At 63.0% G+C, this 14166-nt stretch carries 14 protein-coding genes; 8 read left to right on the top strand and 6 right to left on the bottom strand.

The window, feature by feature from the left end; genetic code table 11:
• Positions 1-162 precede the first annotated feature (162 nt).
• Complete coding sequence (locus tag QA639_RS11920) at positions 163-1113, top strand: YiiG family protein (RefSeq protein ID WP_157348897.1); 951 nt, start codon at positions 163-165, stop codon at positions 1111-1113.
• Between the two features lie 122 nt (positions 1114-1235).
• Here QA639_RS11920 and QA639_RS11915 read toward each other — a convergent pair whose 3' ends face one another.
• Positions 1236-2570, bottom strand: coding sequence for an MFS transporter (locus tag QA639_RS11915; protein WP_028336997.1), 1335 nt, complete (start codon positions 2568-2570; stop codon positions 1236-1238).
• A gap of 342 nt (positions 2571-2912) precedes the next feature.
• Between QA639_RS11915 and QA639_RS11910 the strand changes: the two genes are divergently transcribed.
• Entirely contained in the window at positions 2913-4112 is a 1200-nt protein-coding gene (locus QA639_RS11910; protein WP_428841176.1) for a multidrug effflux MFS transporter, read from the top strand.
• A gap of 233 nt (positions 4113-4345) precedes the next feature.
• On the opposite strand, the gene QA639_RS11905 is transcribed toward QA639_RS11910, so the two are convergent.
• Positions 4346-4771 carry a DUF983 domain-containing protein gene (locus QA639_RS11905; RefSeq protein WP_038377853.1) on the bottom strand — a complete coding sequence of 142 codons (426 nt, stop codon included), beginning with the start codon at positions 4769-4771 and terminating at the stop codon, positions 4346-4348.
• Positions 4772-4866: 95 nt separating this feature from the next.
• Here QA639_RS11905 and QA639_RS11900 point away from each other — a divergent pair, with 95 nt between their 5' ends.
• From QA639_RS11900 to QA639_RS11890, 3 genes are all read left to right on the top strand, one after another.
• The gene (locus QA639_RS11900; RefSeq protein ID WP_028337000.1) at positions 4867-6243 is read left to right on the top strand and encodes an aminotransferase-like domain-containing protein; all 1377 of its coding nucleotides are present in this window, start codon (positions 4867-4869) and stop codon (positions 6241-6243) included.
• Between the two features lie 107 nt (positions 6244-6350).
• Positions 6351-7649 (top strand): serine hydrolase domain-containing protein, encoded by a 1299-nt coding sequence (locus QA639_RS11895; protein WP_428841151.1) that lies wholly within the window; start codon positions 6351-6353, stop codon positions 7647-7649.
• Between the two features lie 404 nt (positions 7650-8053).
• Complete coding sequence (locus tag QA639_RS11890; RefSeq protein ID WP_283089818.1) at positions 8054-9112, top strand: NHL repeat-containing protein; 1059 nt, start codon at positions 8054-8056, stop codon at positions 9110-9112.
• Between the two features lie 709 nt (positions 9113-9821).
• Here the strand turns inward: QA639_RS11890 and QA639_RS11885 are convergent.
• The 3 genes from QA639_RS11885 to QA639_RS11875 all read right to left on the bottom strand — a co-directional run bounded on the left by QA639_RS11885 (position 9822) and on the right by QA639_RS11875 (position 10948).
• A complete protein-coding gene (locus QA639_RS11885) occupies positions 9822-10115 on the bottom strand; it encodes a phage head morphogenesis protein (RefSeq protein WP_283089817.1) in 294 nt (97 codons plus the stop codon).
• Positions 9997-10509 carry a phage head morphogenesis protein gene (locus QA639_RS11880; RefSeq protein WP_283089816.1) on the bottom strand — a complete coding sequence of 171 codons (513 nt, stop codon included), beginning with the start codon at positions 10507-10509 and terminating at the stop codon, positions 9997-9999. Before QA639_RS11880 ends, QA639_RS11885 begins: the two co-directional genes overlap by 119 nt.
• A gap of 61 nt (positions 10510-10570) precedes the next feature.
• Positions 10571-10948 (bottom strand): DUF935 domain-containing protein, encoded by a 378-nt coding sequence (locus tag QA639_RS11875; RefSeq protein ID WP_244482673.1) that lies wholly within the window; start codon positions 10946-10948, stop codon positions 10571-10573.
• On the opposite strand from QA639_RS11875, the gene QA639_RS11870 reads away from it, so the two are divergent.
• Both QA639_RS11870 and QA639_RS11865 read left to right on the top strand, forming a co-directional pair.
• The gene (locus tag QA639_RS11870; protein ID WP_157340264.1) at positions 10938-11561 is read left to right on the top strand and encodes a hypothetical protein; all 624 of its coding nucleotides are present in this window, start codon (positions 10938-10940) and stop codon (positions 11559-11561) included. The two genes, QA639_RS11875 and QA639_RS11870, sit on opposite strands and share 11 nt — an antisense overlap.
• 5 nt (positions 11562-11566) lie before the next feature.
• The gene (locus tag QA639_RS11865) at positions 11567-11926 is read left to right on the top strand and encodes a hypothetical protein (RefSeq protein WP_038377854.1); all 360 of its coding nucleotides are present in this window, start codon (positions 11567-11569) and stop codon (positions 11924-11926) included.
• A gap of 70 nt (positions 11927-11996) precedes the next feature.
• Here QA639_RS11865 and QA639_RS11860 read toward each other — a convergent pair whose 3' ends face one another.
• A complete protein-coding gene (locus QA639_RS11860; protein ID WP_028337005.1) occupies positions 11997-13571 on the bottom strand; it encodes a winged helix-turn-helix domain-containing protein in 1575 nt (524 codons plus the stop codon).
• Positions 13572-13720: 149 nt separating this feature from the next.
• Between QA639_RS11860 and QA639_RS11855 the strand changes: the two genes are divergently transcribed.
• Positions 13721-14044 carry a DUF1127 domain-containing protein gene (locus QA639_RS11855; RefSeq protein ID WP_080667239.1) on the top strand — a complete coding sequence of 108 codons (324 nt, stop codon included), beginning with the start codon at positions 13721-13723 and terminating at the stop codon, positions 14042-14044.
• The last annotated feature ends 122 nt before the right edge of the window (positions 14045-14166 follow it).

Genomic DNA, 14166 nt, shown 5'->3' with positions numbered 1-14166 from the left:
TAAGTTCGGCGATAGTGGCTTTTGGCCCGTAGCCGACAATCAGGTCTGTCGATAGTGTGCCGCGCGGCCTCGGCGGAGGCTCGTGTGACGTTATTCTCTGCCGTCACATAGACTTCCGGGCTGAGGCGGCCAACTTCCGGCTGAGATGAGGGCAAACTTCCGATGCGAAATCTCCCTTTCCTTGCGATTGCGGCCATCGCTACTTTCCTCGCACCTGCCGCTGCCCAACAGGCCCCGCCTGCGTCGTCGGCGAGCGCCTCCTCCGCGCAACTGACGCACAAGCTGAACGCCTATGTCGGGTGCATCAACCGTCTCTCGGCGCGCTCGTACGAATCCCGCGAACGCTACTTTTCCTGGGCCGCCAAGGGCGGTCCCACCGGCAAGGAGCGGATCATCTACGGAACCTACACGATCTACGACACGTCCGACTGCAAGACGAGCGTCGCGGCTGCCAATGCAGCGGACCCGCACGACGCCGAGCTTGAAGGTGCCGCGAACGCGTATGTTGCGGCCGTCACCACGCTTGAGCCGCTGCTGAAGGAGGCGGACGACTATTACACCCAGGAGAACTACAAGGACGACAAGATGGCCAAGGGCAAGGCGCTGCATCCGCGCCTGGTCGCGGCCTGGGATGCGTTTGCCGGCGCCGACAAGGCGCTGCGCGCCGGCGTCGAGGCCATCAATGACAAGCGCGCCGCCGAGCAGCTGGCCGCGATCGAGGCCAGCGAAGGCCGCAAGTCGCACTACTATGTCGAGGCCCTGATGATCCAGGCCAAACGCGTGCTTCGCGCGCAGCAGGCCGACAAACCCAACCTCGACGCGATAACCCAGGCGCTCAACGAGTATGAGGCCACGGTGAAGGCAATGGACGAGGCCTCGGGCAAGGACGACGACGCCAAGCTCGGCTCGATGTTCATCGGCAGCGCCAAATCATTCCTCACCACGGCGAAGCAGCTCATGCGCCGCGTTCGCGACAAGGTGCCCTACAGCTCCGGTGAGAAGATGATGCTGAGCAACGCCGGCGCCGGCTGGATGGTGGAAGGATCGCCGGCGCGGCTGATGCGCGACTACAATCAGCTCGTCGACGGCTACAACCGCGGCGCCCGGATCTGAACGACCGCGCTGCGATCGCAGGCGATGCACCGCTGCGCGGGTGGATTGGCCGAAGGCGCAATCCACCCGCGACGCAGAGACGAGGCCGGATTGCGCCTTGCGGCTAATCCGCCCTACAAGGCCTAAGTGCCGGCGTCGTGCACGTTCAGATCGACGCCTTGCGGATCCCTGATCGTCGACACCGTGATCAGCGAGATCAGCGATAGCACCGCGATGTAGACGCCGACGCGCCAGGACTGGCCGTAGGTGCCGATGATCCACTGCGCGATCATCGGCGCGAAGGCGCCGCCGAAAATGGCGCCGAGCGCATAGCCGATCGAGACGCCGGAATAGCGCACCTTGGCCGGAAACAGCTCGGCATAGAGCGCGGCCTGCGGGCCGTAGGACAGGCCGAGCGCAACCGTGAGCCCGACGGCGCTGACGAAGAACAGCAGCAGGTTCTTGCTGTCGATCAAGAACCACATCGGCACCGCCCACAGCACCATCAGCCCATAGCCGATCTGGAAGCAGCGCACGCGCCCGATTTTGTCGCCGAGGATGCCGCCGAGCAGCGTGAAGATGAACCAGCTGACCGCCGCGAGCGTGCCGATCAGCAGCAGTTGCTCGGACGGCATCTTCAGCGTGTTGGCGCCGTAGCTGATGATGAACGCGATCAGGATGTAGCCGGCCGCATTGTTGGCCATGAAGATCAACGCGGTGCGCAAAATCTCCTTGCTGTGATTGCGCATCAGCTCCTTGAGCGGCGCGGAGGATTCCTTGTGCCGGCGCTGCATCGCCTGGAACACCGGAGACTCTTCGACCGTGCGACGGATCACGATGCCGACGACGATCAGCACGATCGAGAGCAGGAACGGAATCCGCCAGCCCCATTCGATCATCGCCTGCTTGCCAAGCGTCGCGGTCAGCACCCACAGCACGCCGGTCGCCAGGATCATGCCAAGCGGCGTGCCGATCTGCGGGAACGAGCCGAAGAAGCTGCGCTTGTCGACGGGCGCCGATTCCACCGCCATCAGCGCCGCGCCGCCCCACTCGCCGCCGGCCGAGAAGCCTTGCAGGATGCGCAACAGAATGAGCAGCGCCGGCGCCCAGGCGCCGATCTGCGCATAGGTCGGCAGCAGGCCGACCAGCGCGGTCGCCGCCCCCATCAACAGCAGCGTGACGACGAGCATGTTCTTGCGCCCGAAGCGGTCGCCGAGATGGCCGCAGACGATGGCCCCCAACGGGCGGAACAGGAACGACAGGCCGAGCGTCGCGAACGAGACGATCTGCGCCAGCAGCGGATTGTTCGCATTCATCGGCGCGAAGAACAGCGCGCCGAACACCAGGCCCGCCGCCTGGGCGTAGACGAAGAAGTCGTACCACTCGATGGTAGTGCCGACGAGCGTTGCAGTGAGGACCTTGCGCTCCTCATCCGACAGTTCAGCGCCGCGCGAGCGCGCGGACAGTTCAATGGACATGTCGCCTCCCCAAAACCCGTTCTTGAACCTGTTCTTGAGCCTGTTCTTGGCCGCGCGGGCGTGATCGGCGGCTATGCGCCTGCCCCGCACGGATGCTGGGCCCGGGATTAGCAGAGGTTTCCGCGCCGCACGAGCAAAATAGTTGCATCCGCAACGATATTCGGCGAATTGTGCTTTTGGCCCCGGTTCCCGACCCCGCTACCTCGACCGCGATCGGCGGGCAGCTATCCCGAAACGCCGATTGTGCATCGCAGCAAGATCGCTACGATGCGAGGATTCCCAAGAGGTTGCTAAGTGTCTGACATCAATGCCGATGCCTGGGTTTCCTCAGGCCACCGCCCGATGGGCTTTCCGGAATTCGTCGTCGTCATCGCCTCGATCATGGCGCTGAACCCGCTGGCGATGGACATGATGCTGCCGGCGCTGCCGAACATCCGCTCTGCCTTCCAGATCGCCGACGCCAACCGCCCGCAGATGGTGCTGTCGATCTTCCTGGTCGGCTTCGGCGTCGGCCAGTTCGTGATGGGCCCGCTGTCGGACCGCTTCGGCCGCCGCCCGGTGCTGCTCGGCGGCATGACGGTCTACACCATCGCCGGCCTGCTCGCGATCATGGCACCCTCGTTCGAGACGCTGCTGCTGGCGCGCGCACTGCAAGGTCTCGGCACCGCGGCGACCCGCGTGATCGCGACCTCGATTGTGCGCGACTGCTACGCCGGACGGCGGATGGCGAGCGTGATGTCGCTGGCGATGATGGTGTTCATCGCGGTCCCCGTGATCGCGCCGTCATTCGGCCAGGCGGTGATGCTGCTGACGCATTGGCGCGGCATCTTCGTGCTGCTGATGATCTACGGCGTGATCGCGCTGGCCTGGAGCGCGATGCGGATGCCGGAGACGCTGCCGCTTGAGCTGCGCAAGTCACTGGCGATCCCGGAGGTGCTGTCCGCGTTCCGCCAGACCGTCACCAATCGCCAGACGCTCGGCTATGCGCTCGCCGCCGGCGGCGTGCAGGGCTCGCTGTTCGCCTTCGTGTTCTCCTCGCAGCAGATCTTCACCGAGATCTTCAAGCTTGGGCATTACTTCCCGGTGGCGTTCGCGGCCTGCGCGGTCGGCGTCGCGATCGCCGGCTTCCTCAACTCGCGCATCGTCGGCCGCATCGGCATGCGGGTGATCTCGCACGCCGCGCTGACCGGCTTTGCGGTCGTCGCAGGCGCCCTGTTGCTGGCGGTGAAGACCGACACGCTGTCGCTGCCGCTGTTCATGGTGCTGTCGGGCCTGATGATGTTCGCGTTCGGGCTGATGATGGCGAACTTCACCGCGCTCGCGATGGAGCCGCAGGGCAAGATCGCCGGCACCGCCTCCTCGCTGTACGGCACGATCACGACGTTGCTCGGGATCGGCGTCGGCACCATGATCGGACAGGATTACGACGGCACGCTGGCGCCGTTCGCGACCGGCTTCTTCCTCTGCACGCTGGCCGCGCTCGCCGTCGTGCTGGTGACGGAAAAGGGCCGGATGTTCCGGCCGCACCATCATCCGATTTGATTGATCCGTAGCCCGGATGGAGCGCAGCGCAATCCGGGATTCTTCGTTGTGCAGGAGTTACCCCGGATTTCGCTGAGCCTGTCATCGGGCGCGCGTTCGCGCGACCCCGTTGGCTCCTCCGGGCTACGATCCTGACGTGACCCAGCGCTGTAGCCCGCATGAGCGGAGCGATATGCGGGGCTGCTGTTCCCGGATGTCGCTTCGCTCATCCGGGCTACGATTCTGAGATCGCGTCAGGCTTCGCGAGTCCGTCCGACGCTGCTTTGCGCCCGGGCGGGCGCCACCGCGCGCCGGGTCGCCGCGAAACCCTCCATCCCGAGCTGCCACTGCAGGCCGACGATCGCGCCCTTGGTCGGCTGCAGCAGCGCGAGCGCGCTGAACAACGTCACCGGTAGCCAGATCGCCAGTTGCAGCCAGGCCGGCGGCGCGTAGTTCATCTCCAGCCACAGCAGCGCCGGCACCACGACGTGGCCGACCACGACGATCACGAGATAGGCCGGGAAATCGTCCGCGCGCTGCGGCGTGAAGTCCTCGCTGCAGACCTCACAGTGATCGGCGACCTTGAGGAAACGGCCGAACAGATGGCCGCGCCCGCAGTTCGGGCACTTCATGGTGAAGCCGCGCCACATCGCCTTTGGCAGGGAAACCGTCTCGGTCATCGTCGTTTTCCTTTGGCCGTTGTCCTTGACCTGATCTGATGATCCATACAATATGCTTTCGATAGCATACAATCAAAGACAAAGCGCTGGATTGCATGGATTGGATCCCTACAGTTTCGGAATGGCACGGCCCGATGTTCCTGCGCATCGTCGATGCGCTGGCCGCCGATATCGCCAGCGGCCGGCTGATTCGCGGCCAGCGGCTGCCGACCCACCGTGCGCTGGCAACCGCGCTCGATATCGATCTGACCACGGTGACACGGGCCTATGGCGAGGCACGGCGGCGCGGACTGCTCGACGCCCGCGTCGGCCAGGGCACCTTCGTCTCGGAGACCACCGCGCGCGCGGCGTCCGACCTGCCCGCGCCCGTCAACATCGACCTGTCGATGAACCTGCCGCCGCAGCCGGTCGAGGCCAATCTCGATCTGCGCATCGCGCAGGGACTTGCCACCATCCGCTCCGAGGCGGGGTTCTCCGCCTATCTCGGCTATACGCGTCCCGGCGGCACCACTGAGGAGCGCCAGGTCGGCGCCGCGTGGATACAGCCGCGCGTGCCGAACGCATCCGCCGACCGCATCGTGATCTATCCGGGCTCGCAGGCGATCATCTTCAACGCCCTGCTGGCACTGACGTCGCCCGGCGACGTGGTGCTGACCGAGGCACTGACGTTTCCCGGCATCAAGGCCGCGGCGGCGCGGCTCGATGTTCGCCTGGTCGGCGTCGCGATGGACGCGGAGGGCGCGAGGCCCGACGCGCTCGACGAGGCCTGCCGCAAGCACAAGCCGAAGGCGGTGTACCTGATTCCGACGCAGCAGAATCCGACCACCGCGACCATGGGCGCGGCGCGGCGCAAGGCGATCGCCGATATCATCAGCAAGCGCGGCTGCGTCCTGATCGAGGACGACGTCTACGGCCCGCTCGAACCGCAGATGGCGCCGATCGCAACGCTGATTCCGGAGCGCACCTACTACGCCGCGAGCATCGCAAAATGCATCGCGCCGGCGCTGCGCGTCGCCTATCTCCTGGCACCCGATGCCGCCGCCGAGCAGCGCATGCGCGCCAGCATGCAGGCCACCATGCAGATGCCGCCGTCGCTGATGGTCGCGCTGGTCACGCAATGGCTGCGTTCCGGCGTCGCCGCCGACATCATCCGCGCCATCCGCAACGAGGCAGCCGCGCGCCAGTTGCTTGCGACCCGCTTCCTCAAAGGCGTCAGCTATGCGGCGCGGCCGGCGAGCCACCATCTCTGGATGCCGCTGCCGAAGCATTTCGACGGCACCGACCTGCTGTCGCACCTGATGCGCAACGGTCTCGCCGTGGTCGGCGAAGACGCCTTTGCGGCGGGCGAAGCCGCGCCGCGTGGCCTGCGCGTGTCGCTGGGTGCGGCGCGCAACCGCGCCGAATTGAGCCAGGCGCTGCAGGTGCTGTCGAATGCGGTGCGCACGCCCGTCGGCGCTACCCAAATCGTATAATTCCGGCCATCGCCGGGAATAAACTCGCTCCAAAATGATTATGGTGCGCGGGAGCGCACGCCGTTAAAACTCTGCGCTCAGGGCATCAGGCAGGGGCAGGCTTTTCAATGTCGTGCGGGTATGATCGGGCAATCCACCGTGCTGTGCTGACGCTTCGCGGAGCAGTGACCGCGATCGGTTGTCTTGCAGTTGTCATATCAGGCGCGGCGCGCGCCTCCGATGCCCCTGCCCCGGTGCCGGAAAAACTCGAACGCATCACCGCATTCTTTGACAACGAGGTTGCGGCAGGAAAAATTCCGGGCGCAGTCATCCTGATCCAGCAGCACGGCAAGCCGGTCTATCTGAAGACCTTCGGGTATCGCGACGTGACAACCAAGTCGCCGATGCGGCCGGATACGATGTTCGCGCTGCACTCGATGACCAAGCCGATCACCAACACCGCCGCGATGATGCTGGTCGACGAAGGCAAATTGTCGCCGCAGGACCCGCTGTCGAAATACATCCCGGCGTTTGCCGACGTGAAGGTCGCCATCGAACCGGACGGTGGAAACGATCCGGCCAAGGTTGAGCTGGTGCCGCCGATCCGGCCGGTGACCATTGAAGATATCATGCGGCACACTTCGGGCATCACCTACGAATATATCGGCGCCGACTGGATCCAGAAGATCTACCGTGCGGGACACCTGTTCGACGGCAAGTTCGACAACAAGGAATTCGTCGCACGGCTGGCCAAGCTGCCGCTGTCGCGGCAGCCGGGCACGCTGTGGCGCTACGGCCATTCCACCGACGTGCTCGGCCGGGTGATCGAGATCGTCTCGGGCAAGACGCTCTATCAGTTCGAGAAGGAGCGCCTGTTCGATCCCCTGAAGATGAACGACACCAGATACGTGCTCGATGCGGAGACCGAACGGACAAGGCTCGCCGAGCCGCTGCCCTCGGACACCATCCTGATCGAGGGCGAGAACGACCGGCGCGCGCATCCGGAATGGGAATCCGGCGGCGGCGGCCTGGTATCGACCATCCTCGATTATGCGCGCTTCGCGCAGATGCTGCTCAACGGCGGCGAGCTCGACGGCAAGCGCTATCTGAGCCCCGCAGCCTTCAAGACCATGACCACGGACCATATCGGGCCGGGCTCCGGCGTCGGCCGAGACTATTGGTACTTCCCCGGCGACGGCTTTGGCTATGGCTACGGCATCGCCGTGCGCACCGATCCCGGCATCGCCAAGCCGCCACCGCCCGGCTCGATCGGCGAGTTGAAATGGGACAGCGGCAGCGGCACCTATTTCGGCGTCGATCCGAAGCTCGACATGATCTACATCATGCTCGAGCAGACCCAGAACGAGCGCCAGCGCATCACGCCCGCGTTCCGCAAGCTGGTCTACGACGCGTTCAGCCCGGATTGAGTTTAGTCGCACCTATTTGCGCCGAACTGCCTCCTGCCTGGGCCGTGCTGCGGCCGCGATCAGACTCGCGGTGCATTCGTTGCAGGCGAATGCACACTCATCCGTAAACACGCCGATCCGTGCATCGAGGCCGATCGCGCCATCGTCGACGATCCCCCGATAAGGCCACCGCAGCACACGCATTGGTGGTGCAGCGCCAATTCCCGTTCCATGACGCGCCATCCGGCCGTCGCAGCTTCCTCTCTGCTGCTTCCCTCGCGCTATATACTATCGTATATATCGAAACGACAAGGCAGGCGGGTGAACAATTCGGTCGGGAACCCTGCAGACAACAACCATCGACCGGAGACGATCGCCAAGAAAATCCTGCCTGGTCCAACCAGGTTCATTGAGGAAACGCGATCATGATAAAGAACAATGGCGCCGCGGGACGTCCGCGCGCAACGGGAGAACTGCTCAAGATCCGCCGCGCATCGCTGGAGCGTTTTCGAGCGAAGGTTCGCGTGAAGAAAACGCGCCAAAACAAGAATCTAGCGAGCGCTGCGGCCATCATCCTTACGCTCGGTGCGGCCGGCGCAGTGCGCGCCGAAACAGCTCCGGTCGGCGTTCCCGACAAGAGTTTTCCGGAGAGCGTGACCTCGACTTCCGACGGGACGCTTTATGTCGGCAGCTTCAACCATGGCGGCGTGACCAAGATCTCGGGCGGCAAGGCCGAGCAGCTGGTCAAGCCGGGCGCTGCCGACAGCCGCTCGACGCTGGGCGTGCTCGCCGACGAGAAGAGCGGCACGCTCTATGTCTGCTCCAACGACATCAGCGCGATGGGCGTGGCGGGGCCGAGCGACGTCAAGGGCGCCTGGCTGAAAACCTTCGATCTCAAGAGCGGCGCGCCCAAGGGAAGCTTTGCCCTGAGCGATCCGAAGTCGTTCTGCAACGACATCGTGGTCGGTGCCGACGGCACCGCCTATGTGAGCGATTCCTTTGCGCCGTTCGTTTATAGCCTGAAACCCGGCGGCACGGCGCTGGCGACGTTCGCCACCGATCCGCAGCTCGCGCCGGCCAAGGACGGCGTCGGGCTCGACGGCATCGCGATCGGCGCCGACGGCAATCTTTACGTCACGACCTTCATTCCGGCCAAACTGTTCAAGATCGAGATGAAGGACGGCAAGGCGGGCGCGGTGACCGAGCTGAAGCCGTCGCGGCCGCTCGATCACGCCGACGCGCTGCGGGCGCATGGCGGCGGCTTCCTGCTGATCGAGGGCAACGGCAAGCTCGACAAGGTCACGGTGAAGGGCAACGAGGCGACCATCGACACCATCAAGGATGGCCTGGCCGAGCCGGTCTCGGTGACGCAGGTCGGCGATGTCGGCTGGGTCGCCGAAGGCAAGCTGTCCTACGTGATCGGCGACAACAAGGGCAAGGACCCCGGCCCGTTCAAGCTGACGCCGATTGCGTTGCCGAAGTGAAGAGCGAAGTATCGCGATCTCGGTCTACTGACTAGCTGTACCTCTCTCGTTTGCGGGGGAGGTCGACGCGCGACGAACGACGCGAAGCGTCGTCCGGAGCGTGGCCGTATATCGTCGTCCACCGCCGTCGTCGCCCGGCTCGACCGGGCGATCCAGCACGCCGCGGCTTCTCGATTCAAGCACAGACGTCTCTGGAATACTGGATCCCCCGCATGCGTGGGTGATGACACCGCGTGGTGTGACACCTTATCGAGAACCATCCTCATCGTCGTCCCTGCGAAAGCAGGGACCCATAGCCACAAATGCCGATTGTGGGCGATGCTGGAACGACGAGTCCCTTCAACAAGGTCCGCCGCAGCGTATGGGTCCCTGCTCCTGTGCGCAATTTGTGACGCGCTGTTTCGTGTGACACCCCTGGGCAATTCCGGGATTGACCGGGAATGCGCGGGAAGTGGCGAGTTCTCAAAGGGTTGGACGGGCGGCGGCGCGCGATTGGCGAGACGACAGCGCGCGTGATCGAATGGCACGCAACGGCGCGGCGGCACCGAAAACCCTATTCGATTCAGTCGGCGTCTGGCCGAAGTGGGACTCGATAAGCCCGGCGGCGCGCGCCGAGTCCCACCTAGCTTCAAAGCTTGCTGAAAGCCCTTTAAAACTAGGCTTAACCGCCACTTCGGCCGCAGCAGGGTGGGACTCGCAGGCGGGACTCCTATTCGTCATCGGTTGCGGCCGGTTGCTCACCCGGTCGATAGGCAAAGCCGGGATCGATTCCTTCGGGCACCATGACGGTCCGGCCGCCGACGATATGAGGCACCAGGCGCGACGGTGGCGCCTGGTCGGACACCTGATAGCCGTAGCGATCGAGGTCGGCATCGGAGAGACTTTCAACCCAGCAATGGCAGAACCAGCCGTTCGGCGGGAAATGCGTCTGCCACCACGGGTCGTCGACCGGCAGAATGGTGCCGTCCCAGGCCTCGTGCTCGGCGCGCGGATGGACCTGCAAGGTGCTTGTACATCAGGTAAGGCCGCCGCGCCTTCACCTGCTGAATCTGGTCCCAGCGCCCGGCGGCGTAGGCCATGTTGACGTTGGTGTCGAAGATCACGCTGCTGCGCCAACCGCGCGAGCCGTTATAGCTCCAGCCGTACTTTTCGACGATGTCGTCGAAGTCCTTCTGGAACTCCTCCAGCGTGGTGCCATCCTCGATCGCCTTGTTGACGGCGTCGTGGAAGTCCCGGACCAGGTCCTTCGAGGTCGCGCCGGCGACCGTAAATGCGACCGAGTGCTGCTGCTGCCACAGGTCGGTCCAGCTCGACGTCGGCACGTCGAGCTTATCGCGGATGAACCGGATCGCCTCCAGCGGATCGGTGCTGAAGGCAGCGACATCGACGGCGTTCATCGCAAGATGCGCCTGACCGCAGCAACAGCCGCGGAAACTCAGCTTGCGCGGCAGAATGACCCTAGTGTTCATCGGCGATATCGTCGCGGCCGGCGAGCTTCGCCATCACCAGGGCGAGCTGGATCGCCTTTGTCATGTTCTTCGGATCAAGCTTCAACCTTGTCAGGCTGTGACGCACGTCCTCCAAGCTCGTCGCACTCTGCAGCACGACCTTCAGTCTATCGACCAGCTCCTGGAACGCAGGCTGCGCCAGATCTTCAGCAGCGAGCGCCAGCTGGGCCACCTCGTCCGCGGAGCGCAGCGCCGGTCGTCGCGCATGCAGAGATTGGAACGGCTGCTGATCCCCGAACAGCCCGCCGCCGCCGAACATGGGAGCCGTCGGCATGACCAGCAGTTCCTCTTGTGGGCCGGGCTCGGGCAGACCGAGCTTGTCGCGCATCGTCGACATCCCGACTTTCAACCCCATGGGGACGAGCTTTACGACGCCGTCGATCGTCGATACCGGAGCGCTAGCGAACGGCTTCTATCATGTCTTCGTGATAAAGAATCCGACGACGGCGGCAGTCGATGTGCTGATGTCCAGGAGCGCGACCGCGCCGACAATGCCTGCCGGATATACGTTGTTCCGTCGCGTCGGTGCCGTTTGGCACAACTCGGGCGGCCTATTCTCGCAGATCCTACAGCGCGGTCGGGAATTCTTTTGGGTCGGCTCGTCGCTGGATTTCACCACAAATACACTCGGAACGACGTTGCAAACGTTCGCGTTGGGAAGCATTCCTACGGGTGTTCGCGTCAAAGCATACATCAACATTATCGCTTGGTGCCCTACGATCAACACCGTTTGGTGGACGCACGAAACCGGTCTTTTCGACAACGCGCCGGGTTACAGTGTCGGCGGTAACGGCATCGAAGTGACAAGCTCGACTTCTGGCAACGCCAACGATTTGCAGATTTGGACGGATACTGCCGCGCAGATTTGTGCGCGATCGGCGGCAGCGAACACATCTTATCGGTGTTTTACGCGCGGCTGGTTCGATCCGTTGGAGAATTAATCATCATGGGCTTCATTGAACGAAACGAAGCGGGCGCAATCGTCAGTTGGTTTAAAGGTCCGCAGCCCGATCTTGTGCTTGAAGGAATCGCTGATGACGATCCGGCTGTTGTCGCATTCCTCAATCCGCCGGCCCCTGTGCCGTCTTCCTGCACCAAGCTCGGTCTCAAGAGGGCCTTTGACGAGCTTGGCACCTGGGCTTCCGTGAAGGCCGCAATTGCGGCGGATGCGGACGTCCAGGAGGAATGGGACTTGGCGACCGAGATCAGGCGGTCTGACCCCTTGGTTCAGCATATGATCGCCGTCGTGGGCCTGTCCGACGAGCAGGTCGATGCCCTTCTGGTCCGCGCCAACGCCCTGGTCTAGGGCGGTTCGGGCTCCAAAGCGGACTATTGGATCGCCGTTGCTTCATGTCGCCTTTTAACCCTCTGCGACGTTACCCCTCCGGTACTCCTGCCAATCGCATGCCCTCATAAATGCGCTCACGTTTGGCAAGATAAGCTGGATTATCGGTCGACGGGCTGGCGCGGAAGCGGCGGATGCTGAAATTAGGTTGAAGCGCGAGCCCTGCTTGCGCGGCGGCCCGCGCGTCATCGAGTGCTCCAAGCAGTGCTAGGGCAGCGGCGAGCCCAAGATGCGCAAACGGATAATTTCGGTTGGCGTCGATGCTCCTGCGGAGCCAACAGACGGCTTCCTTATCGGCACTAAGTTGCAACTTAGCGAAACCGACATACTGCATCCACATGAAGGCATGAATGTCGCGGGGAGACAGACGGAGTGCCTCTAAGACATGCGCCTCAGTCTCCCCGCCGCGACCGAGGAAAATCTTGGCTTGACCGATTAACCCGTGCGCGTGGGCCAGATTTCGGTCCAGCGCCAAAGCGTGTTGTAGTTCGTCAATGCCCTCAAACACGCGGTTCGTGAAAATTTTTGCTGTTCCCAAATGTAAGTGAGCCAAGGCGTGGTTCGGCGCGAGGGTCAGGGCATGCATGACGGCCGCTTCTGCTGCGGTAAGGTACTTTATCCGATCGTCGGTCATGTAGCCGGCACCAACAATGCCATCAACATGCGCTAAACCCAGACGCGCTTCGATATTGCCGGGATCAAGCGTCAGGGCGCGCTCGAAAAAGTGGCGCGCCTGCAAGATATATTCGGAAGTCAACCCCATATTGAGCTTAGCTCTGCCCTGGAAGTACAACTCCATTGAATTGGGATGCGCCGAACGTTGTGCTCTCATGGCCTCGGCTGCGACGAGCTGCGCGTCCAAGGAGTTAGCTAGTCTAGATATGATCTCGTCCTGCATATCGAACAGATCGGCTAGGAGTTTGTCAAAGCGGTCCGCCCAAAAATGCGTGCCGGTTTCAGCGTCTATCAGCTGCGCGTTGACGCGAAGTCGGCTTTCGCGGCGCTGTACGGAGCCTTCTAGCACATACCGGACGTTCAACTCGCGACCGATTTGCTTGAGGTCAGCCGCTTTGCCCTTGTAGGTGAATGCGGTGTGTCGCCCGATCACCAATGAGCCGCTGATCCGCGACAAGTCCGTAGTGAGGCTTTCCGTCACACCATCGACGAAGTAGTCTTGCTCGGGGTCACCACTAAGATTGACGAATGGCAGGACAACGATAGAAAGACGAGGCGGTGACACCGCTTGCTCCGTGCCGTCGCTCTGCGCCGTCGAACTACTCGAAGTTGCCGGCTTCTGCCCTTCGTGCACTGCGCCAACAAATCGGAAGCCTTTGCGCGGCAATGTTTTTATTAGGCGCTGCCTTTCACCGTCGTCACCGATTGACGCCCGGGCGGCATTGATGCGGGTCGTCAGCGCGGCATCTGAGACGATGCGTCTATTCCAAACCGCGCTGATGAGATCGTCTTTGCTGACGACGCGCTCCCTATTGCGGATAAGGTAATCAAGTAAATCGAATACCTGCGGTGTGATGGAGACGAGGCTCGCCCCGCGATGCAGTTCGCGACGGTCGGTGTCGAATACGTACTCCTCGAAGAAATAACGCAATTGAGGGTCCCTTAGGCGGCCTTCGATCTTCTGCGCCGCTCGGACGCAAAGAATAAGCTGCCGGCAAGGAAAATGTAAGCCGGATGTCAAGCGTGGCCCCCTAACCATGGGGTACCGTCGATACAAGCAATACCGAGGAGGATGCTCCGATGAGCATGACCTATGGTGCAACAGGGTTGGGACAAATTTCCGCATTGACGCGGCGCGTCTCCAGCTTTTTAGGGAAATATTGGGGTGCGCTTCAGGAACGGCGCGAACGCCAGAGGTTACAAGCCGCCTTGTGCGACCTAAGTGATCGTGAGTTAATGGATATCGGCACGACGCGAAGCGAGATTGACTACGTCGTGTCGAACAGAGATATCGACCCGCGAGGCATACGAGCCGAATGGGTCCAATACCTGCCAACAGTGGACGGCCAAATCCACCCACATTGGGACAAGCAGCTCTTAGAAACACGCGTCAAACCTCGCTAACGCAATGCGCGGAAACCCATCGCGGTCCGCTACGCAAGCCGTTATGACTGCGTCTGGCCCTTCTGCGACCTCGGGAGACGTCCGCAATCCGCCGCTGTCGACCGCGAAGCGGACGTCGACCC

Origin of the sequence: Bradyrhizobium pachyrhizi (genome assembly GCF_029714545.1) — a bacterium.
Lineage (GTDB): Bacteria > Pseudomonadota > Alphaproteobacteria > Rhizobiales > Xanthobacteraceae > Bradyrhizobium > Bradyrhizobium pachyrhizi.
The sequence above is the reverse complement of the archived record's forward strand: the minus strand, read 5'-3'. Positions and strand labels throughout refer to the sequence as shown.

Excerpts from the sequence above, each read along its gene's own strand:
- QA639_RS11905 (WP_038377853.1), bottom strand. The coding sequence starts at position 4,771 with ATGACCGAGACGGTTTCCCTGCCAAAGGCGATGTGGCGCGGCTTCACC.
- QA639_RS11890 (WP_283089818.1), top strand. The coding sequence starts at position 8,054 with ATGATAAAGAACAATGGCGCCGCGGGACGTCCGCGCGCAACGGGAGAA.
- QA639_RS11875 (WP_244482673.1), bottom strand. The coding sequence starts at position 10,948 with ATGCGCGACAAGCTCGGTCTGCCCGAGCCCGGCCCACAAGAGGAACTG.
- QA639_RS11920 (WP_157348897.1), top strand. The coding sequence starts at position 163 with ATGCGAAATCTCCCTTTCCTTGCGATTGCGGCCATCGCTACTTTCCTC.
- QA639_RS11915 (WP_028336997.1), bottom strand. The coding sequence starts at position 2,570 with ATGTCCATTGAACTGTCCGCGCGCTCGCGCGGCGCTGAACTGTCGGAT.
- QA639_RS11855 (WP_080667239.1), top strand. The coding sequence starts at position 13,721 with ATGAGCATGACCTATGGTGCAACAGGGTTGGGACAAATTTCCGCATTG.
- QA639_RS11900 (WP_028337000.1), top strand. The coding sequence starts at position 4,867 with ATGGATTGGATCCCTACAGTTTCGGAATGGCACGGCCCGATGTTCCTG.
- QA639_RS11910 (WP_428841176.1), top strand. The coding sequence starts at position 2,913 with ATGGGCTTTCCGGAATTCGTCGTCGTCATCGCCTCGATCATGGCGCTG.
- QA639_RS11865 (WP_038377854.1), top strand. The coding sequence starts at position 11,567 with ATGGGCTTCATTGAACGAAACGAAGCGGGCGCAATCGTCAGTTGGTTT.
- QA639_RS11895 (WP_428841151.1), top strand. The coding sequence starts at position 6,351 with ATGTCGTGCGGGTATGATCGGGCAATCCACCGTGCTGTGCTGACGCTT.
- QA639_RS11880 (WP_283089816.1), bottom strand. The coding sequence starts at position 10,509 with ATGAACGCCGTCGATGTCGCTGCCTTCAGCACCGATCCGCTGGAGGCG.